This is a genomic window from Sphingomonas sanxanigenens DSM 19645 = NX02 (assembly GCF_000512205.2).
Lineage (GTDB): Bacteria > Pseudomonadota > Alphaproteobacteria > Sphingomonadales > Sphingomonadaceae > Sphingomonas_D > Sphingomonas_D sanxanigenens.
The window spans coordinates 140059-160571 of sequence record NZ_CP011450.1; the positions used below are offsets into that span (position 1 = coordinate 140059).

22 protein-coding genes and 2 pseudogenes are annotated in these 20513 nt (G+C 65.4%); 15 read left to right on the plus strand and 9 right to left on the minus strand.

Annotation, left to right across the window (positions count from 1 at the left end; translation table 11 throughout):
* Nucleotides 1-106: 106 nt before the first annotated feature.
* The 5 genes and pseudogenes from NX02_RS29360 (at nucleotide 107) to NX02_RS29375 (ending at nucleotide 4773) form a co-directional block, all read left to right on the plus strand.
* Complete coding sequence (locus tag NX02_RS29360) at nucleotides 107-1567, plus strand: MBL fold metallo-hydrolase RNA specificity domain-containing protein (RefSeq protein WP_211258383.1); 1461 nt, start codon at nucleotides 107-109, stop codon at nucleotides 1565-1567.
* Nucleotides 1564-3102: a thymidine phosphorylase family protein gene (locus NX02_RS29365; protein ID WP_047100323.1), complete on the plus strand. Its 1539-nt coding sequence runs from the start codon at nucleotides 1564-1566 to the stop codon at nucleotides 3100-3102. Before NX02_RS29360 ends, NX02_RS29365 begins: the two co-directional genes overlap by 4 nt.
* Nucleotides 3099-4005: pseudogene (locus NX02_RS29370) on the plus strand (ribose-phosphate pyrophosphokinase); the annotation flags it as partial. The gene NX02_RS29365 and the pseudogene NX02_RS29370, both read left to right, overlap by 4 nt.
* Before the next feature lie 147 nt (nucleotides 4006-4152).
* Nucleotides 4153-4405 (plus strand): annotated as a pseudogene (locus NX02_RS34135) (hypothetical protein).
* A complete protein-coding gene (locus NX02_RS29375) occupies nucleotides 4402-4773 on the plus strand; it encodes a hypothetical protein (protein ID WP_047100325.1) in 372 nt (123 codons plus the stop codon). The pseudogene NX02_RS34135 and the gene NX02_RS29375 overlap by 4 nt, the downstream one beginning before the upstream one ends.
* Nucleotides 4774-4953: 180 nt before the next feature.
* Here NX02_RS29375 and NX02_RS29380 read toward each other — a convergent pair whose 3' ends face one another.
* From NX02_RS29380 to NX02_RS29390, 3 genes are all read right to left on the minus strand, one after another.
* Nucleotides 4954-5211 (minus strand): NADH dehydrogenase ubiquinone Fe-S protein 4, encoded by a 258-nt coding sequence (locus NX02_RS29380; protein ID WP_237241396.1) that lies wholly within the window; start codon nucleotides 5209-5211, stop codon nucleotides 4954-4956.
* A 109-nt stretch (nucleotides 5212-5320) separates the two neighbouring features.
* Entirely contained in the window at nucleotides 5321-5842 is a 522-nt protein-coding gene (locus tag NX02_RS29385) for an Hsp20/alpha crystallin family protein (protein ID WP_047100326.1), read from the minus strand.
* A 93-nt stretch (nucleotides 5843-5935) separates the two neighbouring features.
* Entirely contained in the window at nucleotides 5936-6346 is a 411-nt protein-coding gene (locus NX02_RS29390) for an Hsp20 family protein (RefSeq protein ID WP_047100327.1), read from the minus strand.
* A 610-nt stretch (nucleotides 6347-6956) separates the two neighbouring features.
* Between NX02_RS29390 and NX02_RS29395 the strand changes: the two genes are divergently transcribed.
* Nucleotides 6957-7592, plus strand: coding sequence for a response regulator transcription factor (locus NX02_RS29395; protein WP_047100328.1), 636 nt, complete (start codon nucleotides 6957-6959; stop codon nucleotides 7590-7592).
* Between the two features lie 26 nt (nucleotides 7593-7618).
* Here NX02_RS29395 and cueR read toward each other — a convergent pair whose 3' ends face one another.
* The 5 genes from cueR to copC all read right to left on the minus strand — a co-directional run bounded on the left by cueR (nucleotide 7619) and on the right by copC (nucleotide 12506).
* Entirely contained in the window at nucleotides 7619-8017 is a 399-nt protein-coding gene (cueR, locus tag NX02_RS29400) for a Cu(I)-responsive transcriptional regulator (RefSeq protein ID WP_047100329.1), read from the minus strand.
* Nucleotides 8014-10371 carry a heavy metal translocating P-type ATPase gene (locus tag NX02_RS29405; RefSeq protein WP_047100330.1) on the minus strand — a complete coding sequence of 786 codons (2358 nt, stop codon included), beginning with the start codon at nucleotides 10369-10371 and terminating at the stop codon, nucleotides 8014-8016. The genes cueR and NX02_RS29405 overlap by 4 nt, the downstream gene beginning before the upstream one ends.
* A gap of 110 nt (nucleotides 10372-10481) precedes the next feature.
* On the minus strand, nucleotides 10482-11156 hold the full coding sequence (locus tag NX02_RS29410) for a class I SAM-dependent methyltransferase (RefSeq protein ID WP_047100331.1): 675 nt from the start codon (nucleotides 11154-11156) through the stop codon (nucleotides 10482-10484).
* A gap of 38 nt (nucleotides 11157-11194) precedes the next feature.
* The gene (gene copD / locus NX02_RS29415; protein WP_047100332.1) at nucleotides 11195-12124 is read right to left on the minus strand and encodes a copper homeostasis membrane protein CopD; all 930 of its coding nucleotides are present in this window, start codon (nucleotides 12122-12124) and stop codon (nucleotides 11195-11197) included.
* Nucleotides 12125-12128: 4 nt separating this feature from the next.
* Nucleotides 12129-12506: a copper homeostasis periplasmic binding protein CopC gene (copC, locus tag NX02_RS29420; RefSeq protein WP_047100333.1), complete on the minus strand. Its 378-nt coding sequence runs from the start codon at nucleotides 12504-12506 to the stop codon at nucleotides 12129-12131.
* 132 nt (nucleotides 12507-12638) lie between these two features.
* On the opposite strand from copC, the gene NX02_RS29425 reads away from it, so the two are divergent.
* From NX02_RS29425 to NX02_RS29465, 9 genes are all read left to right on the plus strand, one after another.
* Nucleotides 12639-12911, plus strand: a complete 273-nt coding sequence (locus NX02_RS29425) for a hypothetical protein (RefSeq protein WP_007406394.1) — start codon at nucleotides 12639-12641, stop codon at nucleotides 12909-12911.
* Complete coding sequence (locus NX02_RS29430; protein ID WP_039335535.1) at nucleotides 12911-13348, plus strand: periplasmic heavy metal sensor; 438 nt, start codon at nucleotides 12911-12913, stop codon at nucleotides 13346-13348. The genes NX02_RS29425 and NX02_RS29430 overlap by 1 nt, the downstream gene beginning before the upstream one ends.
* Nucleotides 13345-13911, plus strand: a complete 567-nt coding sequence (locus tag NX02_RS29435; protein ID WP_047100334.1) for an RNA polymerase sigma factor — start codon at nucleotides 13345-13347, stop codon at nucleotides 13909-13911. The genes NX02_RS29430 and NX02_RS29435 overlap by 4 nt, the downstream gene beginning before the upstream one ends.
* 66 nt (nucleotides 13912-13977) lie before the next feature.
* A complete protein-coding gene (locus NX02_RS29440; RefSeq protein WP_047100335.1) occupies nucleotides 13978-15903 on the plus strand; it encodes a copper resistance system multicopper oxidase in 1926 nt (641 codons plus the stop codon).
* Nucleotides 15903-17021, plus strand: coding sequence for a copper resistance protein B (locus tag NX02_RS29445; RefSeq protein WP_039335436.1), 1119 nt, complete (start codon nucleotides 15903-15905; stop codon nucleotides 17019-17021). The genes NX02_RS29440 and NX02_RS29445 overlap by 1 nt, the downstream gene beginning before the upstream one ends.
* Nucleotides 17022-17111: 90 nt before the next feature.
* Nucleotides 17112-17585 (plus strand): DUF305 domain-containing protein, encoded by a 474-nt coding sequence (locus NX02_RS29450; protein ID WP_013039091.1) that lies wholly within the window; start codon nucleotides 17112-17114, stop codon nucleotides 17583-17585.
* A gap of 58 nt (nucleotides 17586-17643) precedes the next feature.
* A complete protein-coding gene (locus NX02_RS29455) occupies nucleotides 17644-19179 on the plus strand; it encodes a PAS domain-containing sensor histidine kinase (protein ID WP_030089528.1) in 1536 nt (511 codons plus the stop codon).
* Entirely contained in the window at nucleotides 19169-19792 is a 624-nt protein-coding gene (locus tag NX02_RS29460; protein ID WP_015449255.1) for a response regulator transcription factor, read from the plus strand. The genes NX02_RS29455 and NX02_RS29460 overlap by 11 nt, the downstream gene beginning before the upstream one ends.
* Nucleotides 19793-19873: 81 nt before the next feature.
* A complete protein-coding gene (locus tag NX02_RS29465) occupies nucleotides 19874-20281 on the plus strand; it encodes a response regulator (RefSeq protein ID WP_016743851.1) in 408 nt (135 codons plus the stop codon).
* Nucleotides 20282-20343: 62 nt separating this feature from the next.
* Here NX02_RS29465 and NX02_RS33795 read toward each other — a convergent pair whose 3' ends face one another.
* A complete protein-coding gene (locus NX02_RS33795) occupies nucleotides 20344-20502 on the minus strand; it encodes a CorA family divalent cation transporter (protein WP_254908007.1) in 159 nt (52 codons plus the stop codon).
* Between the last annotated feature and the right edge of the window lie 11 nt (nucleotides 20503-20513).

Sequence of the window (20513 nt, forward strand, 5' to 3'; positions counted from 1 at the left end):
ACTGTCGGGAGCAGCAGTCGTGCTGCGGCTTTTGCGTATAGGCGTGCGGCGTCCGCGAATCAAAGCTGCGCTCACGAACATAATCGTGAGAGGCAGGCCCGCGTCCATGCACAAGAGAAAGAAACGGCACCATTCCCGCAACCAGTCCGGCGTGACCGTCCTCGAGCGCGAAGCAAGGATCGATCTGGCTAAGCGCCCGGCCGATGGTCTCGGCGTCGCCTTTCTCGGCGCATCGGGAACGGTCACAGGGTCGCGTTATCTGGTGGACGATGGTGAAACTCAGATCGTTGTCGATTCCGGCCTGTTTCAAGGACCCAGGGATCTGCGCCGCCTTAATTGGGCGCCAATTCCACCCGAAGTCGCCGATGTCGGCCAAGTCCTGCTGACCCACGCTCATCTCGATCACTCGGGCGCGCTACCGCGCATGGCGCGCCTGGGCTGGGACGGTACCGTCCTTGCCACCCGGGCGACCGCGGCCCTGTGCGAGCTCCTTCTTCCCGACAGCGGTCATCTGCAGGAAAAGGATGCGGAGTTCGCCAACCGGCACGGCTTCTCCAGGCACCAGCCGGCGCTGCCGCTCTACACCCAGGCTGACGCGCGTCTGGCATTGCAGCTCTTCCGGCCGATCGAGTTCGGAGCGTGGCATGCAGTCACGGACGGCATCAGGGTGCGCTATCATCGCGCCGGCCACATCCTCGGCGCGGCGTCGATCGAGATCGACTGGAAGGGGCGGACAATCCTCTTCTCAGGCGACATCGGCCGTTACGGCGATTCGGTGATGAAAGATCCCGAGCCGCCCGCGCGCGCCGACTATGTCCTGGTGGAATCGACCTATGGCGATCGGCGCCACGAGCAGGTCGATCCGACAAAGACGCTTGGAGATCATGTCGAACGATGCGTCGAGAGAGGAGGGACGGTGGTGATCCCGGCCTTCGCCGTGGGACGGGTCCAGTCGCTTCTCTATCATTTCTCGCGTCTGCGCGCGCAGGGACGCCTCCGCGACATCCCGATCTTCCTCGACAGCCCGATGGCGATCAACGCGAGCGGGCTGATGTGCGATTTCATGGACGAGCATCGCCTGGCCCGCGCCGAGTGCGAAGCGGCGTGCAGCGTCGCGCACTATGTGCGCGAAGTGGAGGAATCCAAGGAACTCACCGCCAACCCCGCCCCAAAGGTCATCATCTCGGCCAGCGGAATGGCAACGGGCGGCCGCGTGCTCCACCATCTCAAGCGCTTCGCGCCGGATGGGAAGAACCTCATCCTCTTCTCGGGCTTCCGGGCGGCGGGCCCCCGCGGCGCCGCCATGATCGGCGGCGCCCGGACGATCAAGATCCACGGCGAGTATATCCCGGTCGAAGCCGAGGTCGCCAACCTGACGATGCTCTCGGCGCATGCCGACAGCGACGAGCTCATGCGCTGGCTCGGCTCGCTGCACGAGGCCCCGCGCCACGTCTATGTCACCCATGGCGAGCCGACCGGCGCCCACGTCCTGGCGAAGCGTGTCTCGGAGGAACTGGGCTGGGCATGCAGCGTACCGGCGCTGGGTAGCTGGGGCATGCTCGCGTGAAGCCCGGGATCATCGAGAACGCCGAAGCAGAGTCTGTCGCGACGACGCTGCGGGCACGCCGCATCGGCCTGTCGGGTGCCGGTAGCGATCTGATTGCGGTCATGCGCCACGACTGTCCCGTCTGCCGCTCGGAAGGTCTTGCGTCCCGCGCGCAGGTCGCGCTGCGCGCCGGCGGGCGGGAAATCGTCGTCTCGCTGCTGCACAGTTCCGCGGAGGCTCCAGCGCCCGGCGAGATCGGCCTCTCGGAATCCGCATGGCAGCGGCTCGGCGTCAGCGAGGGCGATCCGGTCCAGATCGCGCACGCCCAGCCTCTCGCCTCGCTCGCCGAAGTGCGTCGGCGTATCTATGGCAATCGTCTCAGTGACGGGGCTTTTTCAGCGATCATCACCGACATCGCCGAGCGACGCTATAGCGATGTCCATCTCTCGGCATTCGTCACGGCCTGCTCGGCGGTCCCGCTCGATACGGACGAAACGATCAGCCTGACCAGGGCGATGGTCGATGTCGGCGAGCGATTGCAGTGGCCCGGAACGGTCATCGTCGACAAGCATAGCGTCGGTGGATTGCCGGGCAATCGCACCACGCCGATCATCGTCTCGATCATGGCCGCGGAGGGCCTGATCATGCCCAAGACATCGTCGCGGGCGATCACCTCGCCGGCCGGCACGGCGGACACGATGGAGGTGCTGGCACCTGTCGACCTCGACGTTTCCGCAATCCGCAAGGTGGTCGAGCGCGAAGGCGGCTGCATCGCCTGGGGCGGCGCCGTCAATCTCAGCCCTGCCGACGACGTGATCATCGGCGTGGAGCGCGTGCTCGATATCGATGCCGTCGGGCAGATGGTCGCCTCGGTGCTGTCCAAGAAAGTCGCGGCCGGTGCGACCCATCTGGTCATCGACATCCCGGTCGGGCCGACCGCCAAGGTCCGCGGAGCCGCTGCCGCCGACACCCTCGAGCGCGCGCTGAGCTCGGTCGCCCAAGCCTTCGGGCTTCGCACGCGCGTGATGCGCGGCCCCGGCGCGGAGCCGATCGGACGGGGCATCGGTCCGGCGCTCGAGGCGCAGGATATCCTTGCCGTGCTCCAGGGGCAGCCTGGCGCCGAGGATCTCGCCCACCGGGCCTGCGAGCTGGCGGGAGGACTGCTTGAGCTCGCGGACGCGGCCCCGGCCGGCGAAGGCTATGCGCGTGCGCGGGCGTGCCTCGAAAGCGGCCGGGCCTGGGCCAAGTTCCAACGTATCTGCGAAGCGCAGGGCGGCATGCGGGCTCCACCGGTCGCCCGGTTCCAACAGGATATGATCGCTCCCTATAGCGGCCGCCTGGTGAGTATCGACAATCGCAAGCTCGCGACGGTCGCGAAGCTTGCCGGCGCGCCGATGGCCAAGGCCGCCGGCGTCGCGCTGCAGTGTCGGCTGAACCAGATGGTGGATGCCGGGGCTCCCTTGAGCACCATTCATGCCGAGAGCCCGGGCGAGCTCGATTATGCGGCGGCCTATGCGGTGAGCGACGGGCCGATCTTCGGGATTGAAGCGCTATGAACCGTCCCGTGCTGTTCGCGCTGTCTGGCAGCGAGGCCCTGGCACAGCCGCTATCCGCCGCACTCGATGCAGAGGTCGGCACGATCGAGCATCGTCAGTTTCCCGACGGGGAAACCTATCTCAGGGTCGTAAGCGACATCAGCGACCGCGACGTCATCCTGCTGTGCAGTCTCGATCATCCGGACGCCAAGCTGTTGCCGCTGCTGTTCGCAGCCGACACCGCGCGCGATCTGGGCGCTCGCAGGATCGGGCTCGTCGCCCCCTACCTCGCTTACATGCGCCAGGACATTCGCTTCCATGCCGGCGAGGCGGTGACGTCGCGAACCTTTGCCGCGATCCTGTCCCGCCATCTCGACTGGCTGGTGACGGTCGATCCGCATCTCCACCGCTATCATGCGTTGTCGGAAATCTACCGCATCCCGACCCAGGTTGTTCATGCTGCGCGGCTTCTGGCCTCGTGGATCAAGCGCAATGTCGCTCGTCCGCTGATCATCGGTCCGGACCTGGAAAGCGAACAGTGGGTCTCGCAGGTGGCGGCCGATGCCGATGCTCCGTTTCTCGTGTGCGAGAAAATCCGGTCCGGCGACCGTGACGTCACCATCTCGATTCCGAATGCCCCAGCGTTTCTCGATCGCCAGCCGGTGCTGGTCGACGATATCGTGTCATCCGGCCGGACCCTCGCCGAGGCGGCGCGCCAGCTGGTCGGCATGAGGTTCGCGCGACCGGATTGCGTGGTCGTGCATCCGCTTTTCGCCGGCGATGCAGCGCAAGTCCTGGGTGGGCTCGTCGAGAGGATCGTGAGCACGAACGCTGTTGCGCATACCTCTAATGATATCGACGTGATGCCGGCGATTGCGGAGGCCGTTCGTCACGGAATTTGAACGGTGCGCTGCGCGTCAGTTCTTCAGTACTCAATGCTCAATGCACGATGAAAACGAACGCCCGGCAAACGCCGGGCGCATTCCCATCCATTGACCCTACACGAGCCCGAACCAATCTTCCGGGAACTTCGCTTTCGGAGAAAGTCGCGGCAGGAAAGGAGGATATGTCATGTCGCACACACGCTCTTTCCTTGATCCCTTCATCGTTGCTCGGACCCGCAGCTTGAGCCCGAAGTGAAGCCCGCCATCCTTGCATCCTGGGCGCCCGATCGCTCCGCCGTCGAGGGCCAACCGGCCCTCCGTCGCCCGCCAGCATCCCGGTGCCGGTCGACGATGTGATGGCAGCGCTGCGCTGGCTCGATCGCGCTGAGCACGGCGCAGGCAACCGGCATATATCGCCCGGTTCAGAGACCCGGCAATGAGCCGCGGCGCGTTGCGGCGCTGGCGTCAACGGGGCAGCCGGACCGTCACGGTCTCGCTGGCCTTTGCCGACATCATGGAGATTGCGCTCGCGCTGCTGTCGCTCTCTCCGGATGAACTGGCGCGGCTCGATTGGAGCTTTGCCGATCGCAAGCGCCTGCTCGATCATCTCCTGCAGTCGGGCAAACAGGCGCAGTCAGTGGACCGGGACCAGCTCGACCAGACATTGCTGCGCCTCGCGCTTCCCGCGCGCGACGTGCGACGCCTGAAACGCTTTGCGCAGCGCGAACTGCCAAAAACGGCCACGAACGCGGCTGTGATCGAACGGCTGAGCGCCGTGCTCGAGGCAGCCGATCCGGACAGGATCTAGCGCGGCTGTTCAATGGCGCTACGCCCGCCGCATGTTCCCGGAGCGCGCGCGTGCGTGCGTCATAGGCGCGCGCGAGCTGCGCGTGAACGATGATCGCCTCTGGGATCGCCGCAGCCTCGGCCGCCGCCCATTCCTGAGCCGCGCGCCTCATGCAATAATCCAGATCGTCGTCGACACTGCTCAAACCCGTCCACCTCCCAGAAGGCCCGGATACGCGCCGAGCCGAAATATCAGTCCTGTCGATCGGCAATAGCGCTCGGCCGCACCACGATCTTGAAATCGCAGTTCGACATGGGCAAGCGGATCGCGGCCGCCCGTCCACCCCGTCAACGGATCGATGAAGGGGGGACAGCGCGGCTCGAAGCGGACCCGCCACTGGCCGCGCCGGGCCCGTCCGCCCTGATTGGTCGCGATCGGCATCGGCTCGATGATCGCCACCGCATCGGGCGGGAAGGCGCCGGTGCAAACGGCACAACGCCGGCCATTATCGTTCGGCGGCGTTGACGACCGCCTGCGTGGCCCGGAACGGGTGTTCCGGGCCAGCTCGTCATGCGGCGCCGCCATTGATCGGAATGCGGCGACGATGATCGTCCGGCACCTCCGATCGGGGCAGCGCGACGGTGAGCACGCCGTTCTTGAACGTCGCGGTCGCCTTGTCGCGGTCGATTCCGCGCGGAAGGCCAATGCGGCGCTCGAAGCGGCCGTAGCTCCGCTCGGAATAGCCGCGGTCCTTGTCGTCGACCTCCGCACGCTTTTCGCCGCGGATGGTCAGCGCGCCTTCCTCGATGCTGATGTCGACATCCTTTTCCTCGAGCCCAGGGAGCTCCGCAGTCACGCGAATCTCCCTATCGGTCTCGCCAAGCTCGACATGCGGCCACGCGGCGCCGCGGTCGAAGCCGCCGAAAGCCGGCACGCCAAAACCGCGAAACACGTCATCGAACAGCCGGTTCACGTCGCGATGAAGCGAAAAGAGCGGGTGGGTTGCAGCCTCGCGATCGCGCTCGGCGCCGATGGCTGCGGGAAGCCGGTTCTCCTGCCGGCTCCAGGGGATCAAATCACGGAACGCCATGACGGCTATCTCCTTGTCTGGCTAGAGTTGGGGCATGACCCGCCGGCCACCGCCCCCACGGGGACGGTGCCGGCGAGCCGATTGTGATCGCGATCAGGCCGCTTGGGCGTCCTTGGGTGCCTCGATGCGGTCATTGGCGGCACTGCCGCCGCCGCTGATCTCGATCTTGCGCGGTTTCATCGCTTCGGGAACGACCCGCTTGAGCTGGATCCGCCGCTCGAACGAACGGGTCGCGATGCCGCGATGCAGATAATCGCCCTGATCCTGGTCTTCGGCGCGCTGGCCGGTGACGGTGAGCTGATTCTGCTGGGCAACGACCTCGATATCGTTCGGCCGGAAGCCAGCGACGGCCAGTGTGATGCGATAGCTATCCTCGCCGTCCCTCACGATGTCGAACGGCGGAAAGCCGTCATCCTCGCGCTGGCCCGCTTCGAGCATGTTAAGCAGGCGGTCGAAGCCAACGGTGGAGCGCCGATAGGGCGCAAAGTCAAACGTGCTTCTCATTTCCAAATCCTCCTCAGGAAGCGATCTGGGCATGAGCTGCGCCGGTGCAGGAGAGCCGGCGCCCTCTATGTCCCACCGGACCCGAACACGGCGCCCGGCGAAACCGAGTTAGAAACTCGCGACGCCATCTCAAGAGATGGAAAGACACCAAATGCGCCGGTGAAAACGCCCGTCCATCGGTGCCCTTTGCGGATGCTTTTCATAAAGCCGCACGCGAGCGGAATGGCCATCCGTCCCGGACATCGGCATTATGACGCTGCTGACACAGCATAGCTATCTACCAGCTTCCTGACCTGACAACATCGCGCGTCGGGCTTAGGAGCAAGCAGCGCGCCCATCTCCCAAGAGCACGTGCACACTCCCGGCGGCCGCGTCTCCCGGCGCCTTGCCGCCGGGAGACCAGATGGAAACGTCCGCATCGCATTGGCAAGAGCCGTCATATCGCGACGGTGGACCGACGAAGGTTGCGATTACCCCCAGCCGTGCATCTGCGCCGCTTGATGTGCTGCGGCATTTCGGCCTTGACCTTGGACCATGGTCCTACCCGTAAGAGGCCTCCCCGATTGCGGTGCCCCGCGGCACGGCGCATCCTGATCGATATCCGGGGACTATGGGTAACAAGCGTGTCGTTCACATCGTCGATGACGAAGAGACAATTCGAAAAGCATTGGGATTCACGTTGCGGACCGCAGGCTTTGTCCTCGAGGTCTACGCTTCGGGGCCGGAATTTCTGTCGGCCCTGGGTGACGCCGAGAAAGGCTGCGTGATCCTCGACATGCACATGCCGGACATGGACGGCCTTCAGGTCCAGGCGGAGCTGACAAGACGCGGCATCGGCATGCCCGTCGTGGTGCTGACCGGAAATGGAGATCCTACGCTCGCCGTCCAGGCCATGAGGGCGGGTGCAGTCGATTTTCTCGCCAAGCCGGTCGAGAAGGCCGCGCTGCTCGGCGCAATCGACCGCGCCTTCAGCCGGCTGGAGAATATAGCCGGCCGTGCCGCCGAACAGGCCGACGCTCTGTCGAAAGCCGCGAGACTGACGCAGCGCGAACGGGCTATCCTGAGAGGGATTGCGCGAGGTCATCCCAACAACCTCATCGCAGATGAACTCGGCATCACGTCCCGCACGGTTGAGCTGGATCGGGCCAGCCTGATGATCAAACTGGGAGCCCAAAGTTTGCCCGACCTGCTACGGATCGCCTTTGCTGTGGATGTAGGCGGTTCGGCCAGTGCCGACCGGCGTTAGGCTTCACGCCCGAGCCATGCCGTATACTATGCGGATCGGGCCAACGCCAGTTCAGCAATGATCGGACAATCCGGCCGCTCGTCGCCGTGACACCGCTCGGCGAGATCGACCAGCGTGTCGCGCAGCGCCGTCAGTGCCGCGGCCTTGCGCTCAAATTCCTCGGCGCGGGCAAGGGCAAGCCGCTTCACCTCCGCGCTCGCGCGACCCATATCCGCCCAAAGGCCGAGCAAGGTGCGGATCTCCTCGATCGGGAAACCCAGATCTCGCGCATTGGCGATGAACCGAAGGCGATGGAGGTCACTCTCGCCATAGTCGCGATAGCCTGCACCCCGGCGCGGCGGCGCCGGGATGAGGCCAATCTTCTCATAATGGCGGATCATCCGCTCCGAGACCCCGCTTTGCTTCGACGCCTCCCCGATGTTCACAGCGCTTTCCGGTTGAGGCGCAGCGCGTTGGTGACCACGCTGACCGAGGAGAGCGCCATGGCGGCGGCCGCGATGATCGGCGAGAGGAGGATGCCGAACAGCGGATAGAGTGCGCCCGCCGCGACCGGCACGCCCGCGACATTGTAGATGAAAGCGAAGACGAGGTTCTGGCGGATGTTCGACATGGTCGCCTGGCTGAGCCGTCGCGCCCGGACGATGCCGGTAAGGTCGCCCTTGAGCAGGGTGACGCCTGCGCTCTCGATCGCGACGTCGGTGCCCGAGCCCATGGCGATGCCGACATCGGCGGCGGCTAGCGCGGGGGCGTCGTTGACACCATCGCCGGCCATGGCGACCACCCGTCCCTCGCGCTTGAACTTCGCGACCACGGCGCTCTTCTGATCGGGCAGCACCTCGGCCTCGACCTCGTCGATGCCCAGGCGCCGGGCGACCGCTTCCGCCGTGGTGCGGTTGTCGCCGGTCAGCATGACCACGCGAATGCCCTCCGCCTTGAGCGCGGCGAGCGCTTCGGGCGTCGTGGCCTTCACCGGATCGGCGATCGCGAAGGCGCCGCCGACCGTGCCGTCGACGCCGATGAAGATCGCGGTGGCGCCATCCCGGCGCAGTGCGTCGGCCTGGCTGGCGAGCGCCTCAGTCGCAACCCCTTCGTCGGCAAGGAACCGCGCATTGCCGAGGACGATGCGCCGCCCTTCGACCGTGCCGAGCGCGCCGCGCCCAGTCGGCGAGTCGAAGTCGATGACGTCGCTCGTGGCGATGCCGCGATCCTTCGCGGCCTCGACGATTGCCAACGCGAGCGGATGCTCGGAGGCCCGCTCGACCGAGGCGGCAAGCCGCAGCAGTTCGGCTTCGTCGAAGCCGGGCGCCGGCACGATCTGGGTGACGGCAGGCCGGCCTTCGGTGAGCGTGCCTGTCTTGTCGACGACGAGCGTGTCGACCTTTTCCATATGCTCGAGCGCTTCGGCGTTCTTGATAAGGACGCCGAGCCCGGCGCCGCGGCCGACGCCGACCATGATCGACATCGGCGTTGCGAGACCCAACGCGCAAGGACAAGCGATGATCAGCACGGCGACCGCCGCCACCAGCCCGTAGGCGAAGCGCGGCTCTGGGCCCCAGATACCCCAGGCGATGAACGCGACCACCGCGACCGCGATGACCACCGGCACGAACCAGCCCGACACCTGATCGGCCATGCGCTGGATCGGCGCGCGCGAGCGCTGCGCCTCGGCGACCATCTGGACGATCCGCGCGAGCATGGTGTCGCGTCCGACCTTGTCGGCGACGATCACCAGCGCTCCGGTCTGGTTGAGCGTGCCGCCGATCACCGTGTCGGCCTTGGCCTTGGTGACGGGCATGGACTCACCGGTGACCATCGACTCGTCGAGCGAGGAGCGGCCGTCCTCGACCACGCCGTCGACCGGCACCTTCTCGCCGGGCCGCACGCGCAGGCGGTCGCCGACCGCGACCAGATCGAGGCTGATTTCCTCTTCGTTGCCATCGGAACCGATGCGGCGCGCGGTCTTGGGCGCGAGATTGAGCAGCGCCTTGATCGCGCCCGAGGTTCGCTCACGCGCGCGCAGTTCGAGCACCTGGCCGAGCAGCACGAGGACAGTGATCACCGCCGCCGCCTCGAAATAGACCGCGACCATGCCGTCTTCACCGCGGAAGGCCGGCGGGAACACCTGAGGCGCGAGCGTCGCGACGACGCTGTAGATCCACGCGACTCCGGTGCCCATCGCGATCAGGGTGAACATGTTGAGGTTGCGGGTCTTGAGCGAGGCCCAGCCACGCTCGAAGAAGGGCCAGCCCGCCCAGAGCACGACGGGTGTCGCCAACACGAACTGGATCCATACCGAGATCGACATCGGTACGAGGCGATGGATCACGGGAAAGAGATGCGCGCCCATCTCGAGGATCAGCACCGGCAGGGCCAGCACCAGGCCGACCCAGAAGCGGCGCGTGAAATCGACCAGTTCGTGGCTGGGGCCGCTGTCGGCGGTTACTGTCGCGGGTTCGAGCGCCATGCCGCAGATCGGACAGGACCCGGGATGGTCCTGCCGGATCTCGGGATGCATAGGGCAGGTCCAGATCGTGCCTTCTGGCACCGCGACCGGCGGTGCCGGCGGGCCGAGATAGCGCTCGGGATCGGCGATGAATTTTGCCCGGCAGCCCGCGCTGCAGAAATGATAGCTTTCACCGCCATATTCGGCGTGATGCGCCGTGGTCGCCGGGTCGACGGTCATGCCGCAGACGGGGTCCTTGACGCCGGCCGCCGATTTCGCAGCGCCGTGGCTGCCGCAGCAACCGCCGCCATGCGCCGCTCCATGTGTCTCGTTCATCGCCTTGCTCCTTTCGACGCCTGACAATCTAGGGTCTGACACCGTGTCAGGGTCAATACGTAATCACCTAAGGATTGCCCAAAGCGTCAAAATCTCCTGGCCCTGGGAAATCAGCCGAGATCGTTTGCGACGGCTCGGCTCAGAATCGATGCCGGACGGCTCGCGGTGAACAGTTGGATCGTCCCGGTGATCGTCGAGATCTTGAACGGTTCGGCAATATGCTCGAAACCTGCCATCGCGATCAATCTCGGGAGAACGCCTTCGGCGTTGGGTTGGGTATCGCTGACGCCGTCGAGACGCTGAACGGTTAGCCGAAAGGCCAAGCGCATGAATCCGCGCTGGCGACCATAATCGGCAATGACGAGGCGACCACCGGGACGAAGGGTCGCGTACATGGCGCGAAGGGTGACCGCCTTCATGTCCAGCGGCATCTGATGAAGTACAAGGCTCGATACGACGGCATCTGCACTCTGTTCGGGCAGATCCGTCGCGAAGCCTTGGCGCCAGTCGACATCGGCAACCATCGCTGCGGCCTTGTGTCGGGCGATGTCGAGCGCCTCCGCATCGGGATCGAGACCAATCACGCGCGCGCTGGGTTCGTCGCGCTTGAGCATCAAGGCGAAGCTGCCCGTACCACAGCCTATATCAATGATCGTCTCGCCGCCTTTCGGCGCGAGCACGGCGAGCATCGCCTCGCGCCACCGCCGTTCCCGCGTCCAAAGCCGGATCGCGCGGTCATAATCCTGAGTGGACCCGTTTCCGAGCGGCGGTGTGTACGGCTGCATGGCAGTGGCTCCGACCTCTTTCCGCCCCTCAAGCACGACTACATGGACATGGGCGGGGACAAGGTACCCAGCCAGGCGACAAGCGCGAGAATGATGATCGCAAGACCGCCTTCCACCACAAGGCTGCCGCGCAATAGCGTCATCGCCCGTGGTGCGTCCTCCTGCTCGATGGCGAGACTAAGCGAGGGGGTCAGGCGATAGCGGTTGAGTGCGGCCAAGCCCAACATGCCGGCGAACAGCACAAGTTTGGCGGTGAGCAGCAGCCCCCAGCTCGATTGCCACAGCCCCGCGATATGCTCGGAACCCACCAGAAAGAGAGTGTTGACGGTCCCGGTGACGACAAGCAATCCGACAATCACCGTCCCAACCATCGAAAAGCCGCGAAGCGCTTGCTCGGTCAGCAACACCCGCGCCAAGCCATCAGTGTCAACGTTGGGAATGACGAGCGCAAGGAAAGCGGCGATCGCGCCGACCCACGCGCCGGCCGCAAGAAGGTGTACGAGATCGGACGCCAGCTGCTGCCAGCCGGCACTGCCCTCTCCGGCCGCGCCATGGCCCGACCAGGCCAGTGTCCCGAGCGCGATAGCGCCTGCGAGTGTCGAGGTCATGGCGCAGACGCGCGGCTTTCGGCCATAGAGCGCCGCGCACGGCAACAGGATGACCAGCGCCGCCAGACGCACCTTGAGCGCGGTGCCCAGCGCGGTGTCATTGAGCAGATCACTCACCAACTGAAGATCCGGCCGGGTTAGCGGAAGGCCGGTCATAGCCGAGGCCTGGACAAGAAATCCCAGCACCGACAGCAACAGTCCCAGCAGTACGAGAAGGACGATCATCGGCCCCAAAGGCAGATACGACCGGACCGTCCGGCCGCCGCCGAGCGCATACAGCGCGAACAGCGGCAGCCCGAACAGCAGGCCGAGATCAACGTAAAGCGCCCAGCGGATCGCGATGACCCCGATCTCGCTCATCGCCTTACTTCACTGTGAAGGCAAGGTTGCCCTGGATCCGATGCGTGTCGGTCGACACGACGTGCCAGGCAACCTGATAGGTGCCGGCCGACAGCGGGCGCGCCAAGGTCAGCACGAGCGTCTTGTCGCCTTCGACGGACGTCTCGAAGCCGGTTACCGCCATGCGATGGTTGGGCATGCCGGGCATACCGGTCATCACGATCTCGGCACCCGACAGCCTGGGCATCAGACCTTCGCTGAACGTAAGCGTAATGCGCGAGGGCGCCGAGACGCTGGCATTGGCGGCCGGAGCCGAGGATACAAGCTTGGGATGGGCATAGGCCGGAGCCGAAACACTCAGGCCTACGATGGCGATAGCTGCGAGAGGCGAAAAGAAACGCATTGGAACATTCTCCTGTGGATCCCATGAGACAATACGCAGCCGCGACCTGCACCCCTCGCAATTTTCTTTTTGTTCCCGGACAAGGGTTGCCGGACCATCCTGCGTATTGAGAAGTGAAGACGGAGAAACATCATGGACCACCTCGACGACATGCTCAGCCGGTTGCGGGAAGCGCCGCTCGATCCCCGGCTTGCCGGGCTGGACAGCCGCGTCATGGCCGAGATCGCCCGGCTCCAGGCCATGCCCCGCCTGAGCGCCACGACATTCGGTATCGCCGCGGCAGCAGCCTTGTTCCTGGGAATTGCCGGCTCGGCCGTGCCTGTGCGGTCGACCGAAGCCGGGCCGATATCGCCCTTTGACGCGCGGCTCGCGCTCGCTCCTTCGACGCTGCTGAGTTCACAATGATGCGCGACCGCCGGCTCCTGCTCCTCGTCCTGCTGACCTTTGCCGCGGCGATCGCTGGCGTTGTCATCGGCCGCGTCTATGTGGTTCCAGTACGCCCGGTCGAAAATGAGCTGCACGAGCTGCTCCATCGCGATCTGAAGCTGGATTCCGCGCAACACAGCCGGCTCGAGACAATCGAGAAGAACTACGCCTTACGGCGTCAAGCGCTGGAGGCCGAACTGCGCGCCGACAATGCGCGCCTCGCGGAGGCGATCGAAGCGGAGCATGGCTATGGCCCGCAAGTCGCAGCGGCGGTGGATCGCTCGCACCAGGCCATGGGGGCCCTGCAGAAGGAAACGCTCGAGCACATCTTCGCAATGCGGGCCGTGCTGCGTCCCGATCAGACCGAGAAGTTCGACGACGCCGTCGTGAAAGCGCTGACGGCCAAGTCCAAATGACCGCGAGCCTCCCCGACTGCTCGGACGGGGAGCTCGCGGCTTTGGCGCTTGGCGGGCGGCAAGCGGCTTATGGCGAACTGGTCCGGCGGCATCAAGGTTGGGTTCACCGGCTCGTGCGCAGCCATGTCGGATCTATGGATGAGGCCTTAGATGTCACCCAGGCGAGCTTCGTCGCGGCCTTTGCCGCACTCAACCGCTATGACGCTGCGCGACCTTTTCCGGTCTGGATGTCCCGGATCGTCATCAACAAATGCCATGACTGGCGGCGCCGGCGCGCGGTCCGGAACTTCTTCTCCATGGCCCTGCCGCTGGGCGAGGCGGATGACGTCGCCGATGAGGCGCCGCTACCCGACCAGGCAATCGGCGCCGAGCAGCAACTGGCAGAGGCGATGAAAGCGATCGCCGCCCTGCCCGCCTCTCTCAAGGACACGCTCATCCTGCGGACGATCGACGAGAAATCGGAAGCCGAAACCGCCGAGATTCTCGGCATCAGCCAGAAGGCAGTCGAGACCCGCCTCTACCGCGCCCGCGCACGCCTCGCGGAAATGTTGAAGAAAGTTTGAGGGGGATGAGGCCACGCTGCGTATTTCCAATAGGTCCGCCCTCTTTCTTAAAGCTGAGACAACCGAATGATTTCTGCTCTCGACCGCCGCCAGTTCCTCCGCGGCGCGGCCCTCGCCGGCGGCGGCGCAGCATTGTCAGCCTGGCTGCCGGCCTGGGCGCAGACGATCTCGCCGGGGATGCGACCGACGCTGCCGACCGTGTCGGGCGAAGACATCACGCTCACCATCGCCCGGCAGTCGATGACCATCGACGGGCGCAAGTTCCGGGCAATCGGCCTCAACGGCACGGTCCCCGCCCCGCTGATCCGGCTGCGCGAGGGCCAGCGCGTGCGGCTCAACGTCATCAATCAGCTGGAGGAGGACAGCTCGATCCACTGGCACGGGCTGATCCTGCCGGCCAATATGGACGGTGTGCCGGGCGTGTCTTTTCCGGGCATCAAGCCGGGCTCGAACTACCTCTACCAGTTCTCCGTCGTGCAAAGCGGCACCTACTGGTACCACAGCCATTCAGGCCTGCAGGAACAGGAAGGCCATTACGGCCCGATCATCATCGATCCCGCCGGTGCCGATCCGGTCGCCTATGACCGCGAGCATGTCATCGTGCTCGCCGATCACAGCGCGCTCTCGCCGCAGGCGATCTTCCGGCGCCTCAAGGTCAACCCCGGCCATTTCAATTTCCAGCGCCAGACCCTGGCCGGGCTCCTGTCGGGCAAGGATCAGCCGCTCAAGGACCGGCTCGACTGGGGCCAGATGCGGATGGACCCGGCCGACATCTCCGATGTGACCGGATCCACCTACACCTATCTCGTCAACGGCCATGGTCCGATGGACAACTGGACCGCGCTCTTCACCCCGGGCGAACGGGTGCGGCTGCGGGTCATCAATGCGTCGGCGATGACCACCTTCAACGTCCGCATCCCCGGCCTGCCGCTGACCATCGTCCAGGCCGACGGGCAGAATGTGGTGCCGGTCACCGTCGACGAGTTCCAGATTGGTGTTGCCGAGACCTACGACGTCGTTGTCAGCCCAGGCGATGACAAGGCCTACACCCTTGTCGGCGAGGCGATCGACCGCTCGGGCATGGCGCGTGCCACGCTCGCGCCGCGGGCCGGCATGGCCGGCGAGGTTCCCCCCTTACGCAAACGGCCGCTCGCCGACATGAAGGACATGGGCATGGACATGTCCTCGATGCCGGGCATGGAAGGCATGGACATGTCGGGCGGCGCTATGCGGGGCGTCGATCCGACGGCCGAGAAGAACGCGTCCGCGCGCCTCGCGACCGGCGCGGCGGCAGCGATGGCGACCATGGACAATAGCGCCATGGCAGGCATGGATCATTCGGGGATGGATCATGGATCGATGGCCGGCATGGACCACGGCGCGATGGGCGCCGATGGCCAGATGGCGGGCATGGATCATGGCGGGCACGCGATGGGCTCGATGAAGATGCGCGACTTCTCGAATGCGCCCCAGGTGAAGCGCGACCCGAGCGTCCAGACCATCTCGCCGATGCCCGTAGACCGCACCGGCGAGCCCGGCCAGGGCCTCGCCGACGTCGGCCACAAGGTGCTTGTCTACAGGGACCTGATGGCGCTCGATCGCAATCCGGACGTGCGCGCGCCGAGCCGCAGCATCGACATTCACCTCACCGGCAACATGGAGCGGTTCATGTGGTCGTTCGACGGCGAAAAAATGTCGGACCATCACGAGCCGATCCCCTTCATCGAAGGCGAGCGGGTGCGCGTCAATCTCATCAACGACACGATGATGGGGCATCCGATCCATATTCACGGGCATTTTTTCGAGCTGGTGACGGGGCATGGCGATCATGCGCCGCGCAAGCATACGGTGATCGTCCAGCCCGGCGGCAAGGTGACCTGGGACTTCACCGCCGACGCGGTCGGCGACTGGGCCTTCCACTGTCATCTCCTCTACCACATGCATGCAGGGATGATGCGGGTCGTGAGCGTCCGTCCGAAGGGAGACGCGTAATGACCCGCATCCTCACGCCGCTGGTGAGCGCGATCGCCCTTTTCGCTGCCGCGCCCGCCTTTGCCCAGGATCATTCGATGCACGGCATGCCCGGCATGGCGCCGCCGGGCGAAGTGGCGCCGGCGCAGGAGAAGAAGAAGGACAAGGCCGCCGCCAGGCCGCGCGCTCAGACACCAGCGCCGGACGCCACCTCGGCGATGGACCATTCGCAGCACCAGGCCAGTCCTGCGCCGCAGGGAGATGCGGCCGGTCAGCCGCAACCCGCGTCTCCCGCGATGCCGGAGATGCCGGGTATGGACCATTCGCAGCATGGCCAGACAACGATGCCGGGAATGCCCGCCATGCCCGGCATGCAAATGACCGGCACGGCGCTTCCGGCCGGCAATGCGCCCCCGCCGCCTCCCCCAAGCGACCACTTCGCCGATCGTGATTTTCCCGGCGGCGAGATGGCGCGCTCGCGCGACATCATGATGAAGGATAGCGGCGGCAACAATTTCGGGCAGGTGCTGCTCAACGTGTTCGAGTATCAGGCGCATAGCGGCCGCGATGGCTATCGCTGGGATGGCGAAGGCTTTTACGGCGGCGACATCAACCGGCTCTGGCTCAAGAGCGAGGGCGAAGGCGAGTTCGGCCGCGGCATCGACAGCGCCGAGGTGCAGGTGCTCTACAGCCGGGCCATCGACCCCTATTTCAATCTTCAGGGCGGTATCCGCCAGGACTTCGGCCGCGGGCCCGACCGCACCTACGCGACGATCGGCGTCGAGGGCCTGGCTCCTGGCATGTTCGAGGTCGAGGGCGCGCTGTTCCTTTCGACCAAGGGCGATGTTCTGGGCCGGGTCGAGGGCTATTACGACCAGCGTATCACCCAGCGCCTGATCCTCCAGCCGCGCGCCGAGGTCAATTTCGCCGCACAGGATATTCCGGAGAACGACATCGGTTCGGGGCTGGTCAACATAGAGCTCGGCGCGCGCCTGCGCTACGAATTCAGCCGCCAGTTCGCGCCTTACATCGGCGTTTCCTATCTGCGCAAAGCCGGAGACACGGCGCGGCTGTCGAGGCTTGCGGGCGAGGACGTCCATGCCACCAGCTTCGTCGCCGGCGTTCGCTTCTGGTTTTAGCATCAGGACGGCTGATGGCGGGGGCGAACAAGAGAGCGGGGCGTTACACTCATACCCAGGTCGGCCGGCGCCGAGCGAAGGAGATACGCCATGGACCATTCGTCCCACATGAACACCCGGAAGATGGGCGCCTATTGGAGCCTTGCCGTTCAGACCGTCATCAGCGGCGTCATCATGTATCTGGTGATGTTCGTCATGATCGACGGGCTCGACAGCTTCTACAACAACCTCAACATGCTCTACATGACGCTGATGATGGTCGCGCCGATGGTGGTGCTGATGATCCTCGCCATGCGGCACATGTTCGCGTCGAAGGCCGCCAACATCGCGCTGATCGCCGCGTCGCTGGTCGCCTTCTTCGGCAGCTTTGCACTCATCCGCACCCAGACCACGATCGGCGACACGGCCTTTCTGCGCTCGATGATCCCGCACCATTCCGGGGCGATCCTGATGTGCCAGGAAGCAAAGCTCAGCGATCCGGAAGTCATCCGGCTTTGCGAATCGATCAAGCGCTCGCAGCGGCAGGAAATCGACGAGATGAAGGCCATACTCGCGCGGCGCTGAGTGGCACGGTCGGGCTACGCCCGGATACGTGCGCCCGGCCAGGTATGTGAGCCGGCCGATGGTCGACACGAGGCGCGGGGCGGACGAGATTGCCAGGGAGGTGGTGCGGCTTGCGCCGTTGTTCCTGCGACAGGCTGGCGGCCATGTCCTGACGCTGCTCGATCCTGCCGGGATCGTGCTGAGCTATAATGAAGAAGGCGAGCGTGCCGAATGCTGGCCCCTCGATCGCGTCCTGGGACAGCCCCATGACCTGTTCTACCCGCCCGACGAGATTGCGGCCGGCCGCCCGTGCGCAGACCTGGCGGCCGCCCTTCACGAAGGCACGCTGGAGCGCGAAGCGTGGCGGGTCTGCGAGAACGGAGCGGAGTATCTCGCGCGCCTGACGATCAGCGCCCTGTTCGAAGGCGACGCACATCGAGGCTTTGCCTGCATCAGTCGCGATGTCACCGACGAGGCGGCGGTCCGGGCGTCAATCGAGACCCGCGAGCAGCATCTCCAGTCGATCCTGGCGACCGTCCCCGATGCGATGATCATCATCGACGAGACCGGCGACATCACGTCGTTCAGCGCGGCCGCCCAACGCCTGTTCGGCTATTCGGAAACCGAGCTCGTCGGCCGCAACGTCTCCTGCCTGATGCCCCAGCCCGATCGCGACCGGCATGACGAATATATCGCGCATTATCTCCAGACCGGCGAGCGCCGGATCATCGGCCTCGGCCGCGTCGTGGTCGGCCAGCGCCGCGACGGCTCGACCTTCCCGATGCAGCTGTCGGTTGGCGAGGCCGGTGAAGACGGGCAGCGGTTGTTCACCGGCTTCATCCGGGATCTCACCGCCAAGGAGCAGGATGAGCTCAGGCTCAAGGAACTGCAGGCAGAGCTGGTCCATGTCTCCCGGCTGAGCGCGATGGGCACGATGGCCTCGACCCTCGCGCATGAGCTCAACCAGCCGCTTGCCGCGGTCGCGCTCTATCTCGAGACGATCCGCGACATGCTCGACGAGCGGGACGACGAACCCTTCGTGTCGCTACGGTCGGTGATGGATGATGCGGCACAGGAAACGCTGCGGGCCGGCCATATCGTCCGGCGCCTGCGCGATTTCGTCGCCCGCGGCGAGGTCGACAAGAGCCTCCACGATCTGCCGCAGGTTGTCGCCGAGGCGAGCGAGCTCGCGCTGGTCGGTGCACGCGAGCGCGGCATCCGCAGCTTCTTCGCGGTCGATCCCGCCGCGACGCCGGTTCTCGTCGACAGGGTGCAGATCCAGCAGGTGCTGGTCAACCTGATGCGCAACGCCATCGAGGCGATGGCGGCGTGTCCTGTTCGCGACCTCAAGGTAGCGACCAGGTTGCGCCCTGACGGGCTGATCGAGGTGACCGTGGAGGATACCGGCCCCGGCATCGCCGACGAGGTCCGGGAGCAGCTCTTCACGGCGTTCAAGTCGACAAAGGCCGACGGCATGGGCCTCGGCCTTTCGATCTGCCGGACCATCATCGAAGCGCATGGGGGCCGTATCTGGATGGAGCGCCCCGACCGCGGCGGCGCGCGCTTTCATTTTACCTTGATCCATGCGCGGGCGGAGGAGGAACATGGGGGATAGACGCGTCATCCATCTGGTCGACGACGAGGAGAGCATCCGCAAGGCGGCGAGCTTTGCGCTCAAGACCGCGGGCTACGACGTCGTGACCTATGCCTCGGGCGTGGAGTTTCTCAAGGAGGCGAAGTCGGCGGCCGTCGGCTGCGTCATCCTCGACGTGCGCATGCCCGAGATGGACGGTCTCGAGATTCAGGCCGCCATGGCAGCACGCGGGGTCAATATGCCGGTCATCGTCCTGACCGGCCATGGCGACGTGTCGGTTGCGGTGCAGGCCATGAAAGGCGGCGCGGTCGACTTTCTCGAGAAACCCTTCGAGAAAGCCGCCCTGCTCGGCGCCGTCAGCCGCGCGTTCGCACGTCTCGACGATGTCGACCTTCGTACCCTGGAAACGTCCGAAGCAGGGGTGCGGGTCGCTGCACTGACGCCCCGGGAGCGGGAAGTGCTCGAAGGGCTGGCCAACGGCCTGCCCAACAAGACGATCGCCTATGACCTGGGCTGTTCATCGCGAACGGTCGAGGTCCATCGCGCGAGCCTGATGGCCAAGCTCGAGGTCCGCAATCTGTCCGAAGCCCTGCGGATCGCCTTTGCCGCGGGCATGGGCCGCAAGCCGAAGTGACTGCGACCTCTACGTAGCGACGGGACGAGGCGCGATATGCGATCGATGGTGCAATCGTCACACGGGTGTCCGCTTCTCGCAATGCCATCGGTCCGTTCCACCCAGCATGATGGCAGATACACCATCCTCGTCTCCGACGACGATCCCGGCGTGCGGCGTGGCCTCCAGCTGCTGCTGAGATCGCGCGGCTATGCCGTGTGGGGATATACGACCGGCCACGCGCTGTTGGCCGACCCCCGCGCGAAGGAGGCAGACTGCGTCATCCTCGACTATCGCATGCCCGACATCGACGGATTCGCGATGCTGCGTCACCTTCGCGAGATCGGATGGTCGGGACGCGCGATCATGATCTCAGGCTTTCATGACACGCTGCTGGCCTCGCGGGCCGCTGAGGCGGGCTTCGATCATGTTCTCGCAAAGCCGCTGATCGGCAGGGCTTTGCTCGAAGCGTTGGACCGGCACCGCATCGAGACGCTTCGAAAGCATTGAATTGTGGCGGCCGGCCCCCGGCAGCCTCAGCCCGGCGCGATGTGGAAAGCCGATCTGCGCCGTCAAAGCCAGTGGCTACGTTTGAACCGGATGTAGAGCCCAATGCAGACCGCAGCGATGACGCCGAGGATGACGAAATATCCCCATTGCGTCTTCAGTTCGGGCATATTCTCGAAATTCATGCCGTAGATTCCGGCAATCGCGGTAGGCACCGCGAGGATCGCAGCCCGGG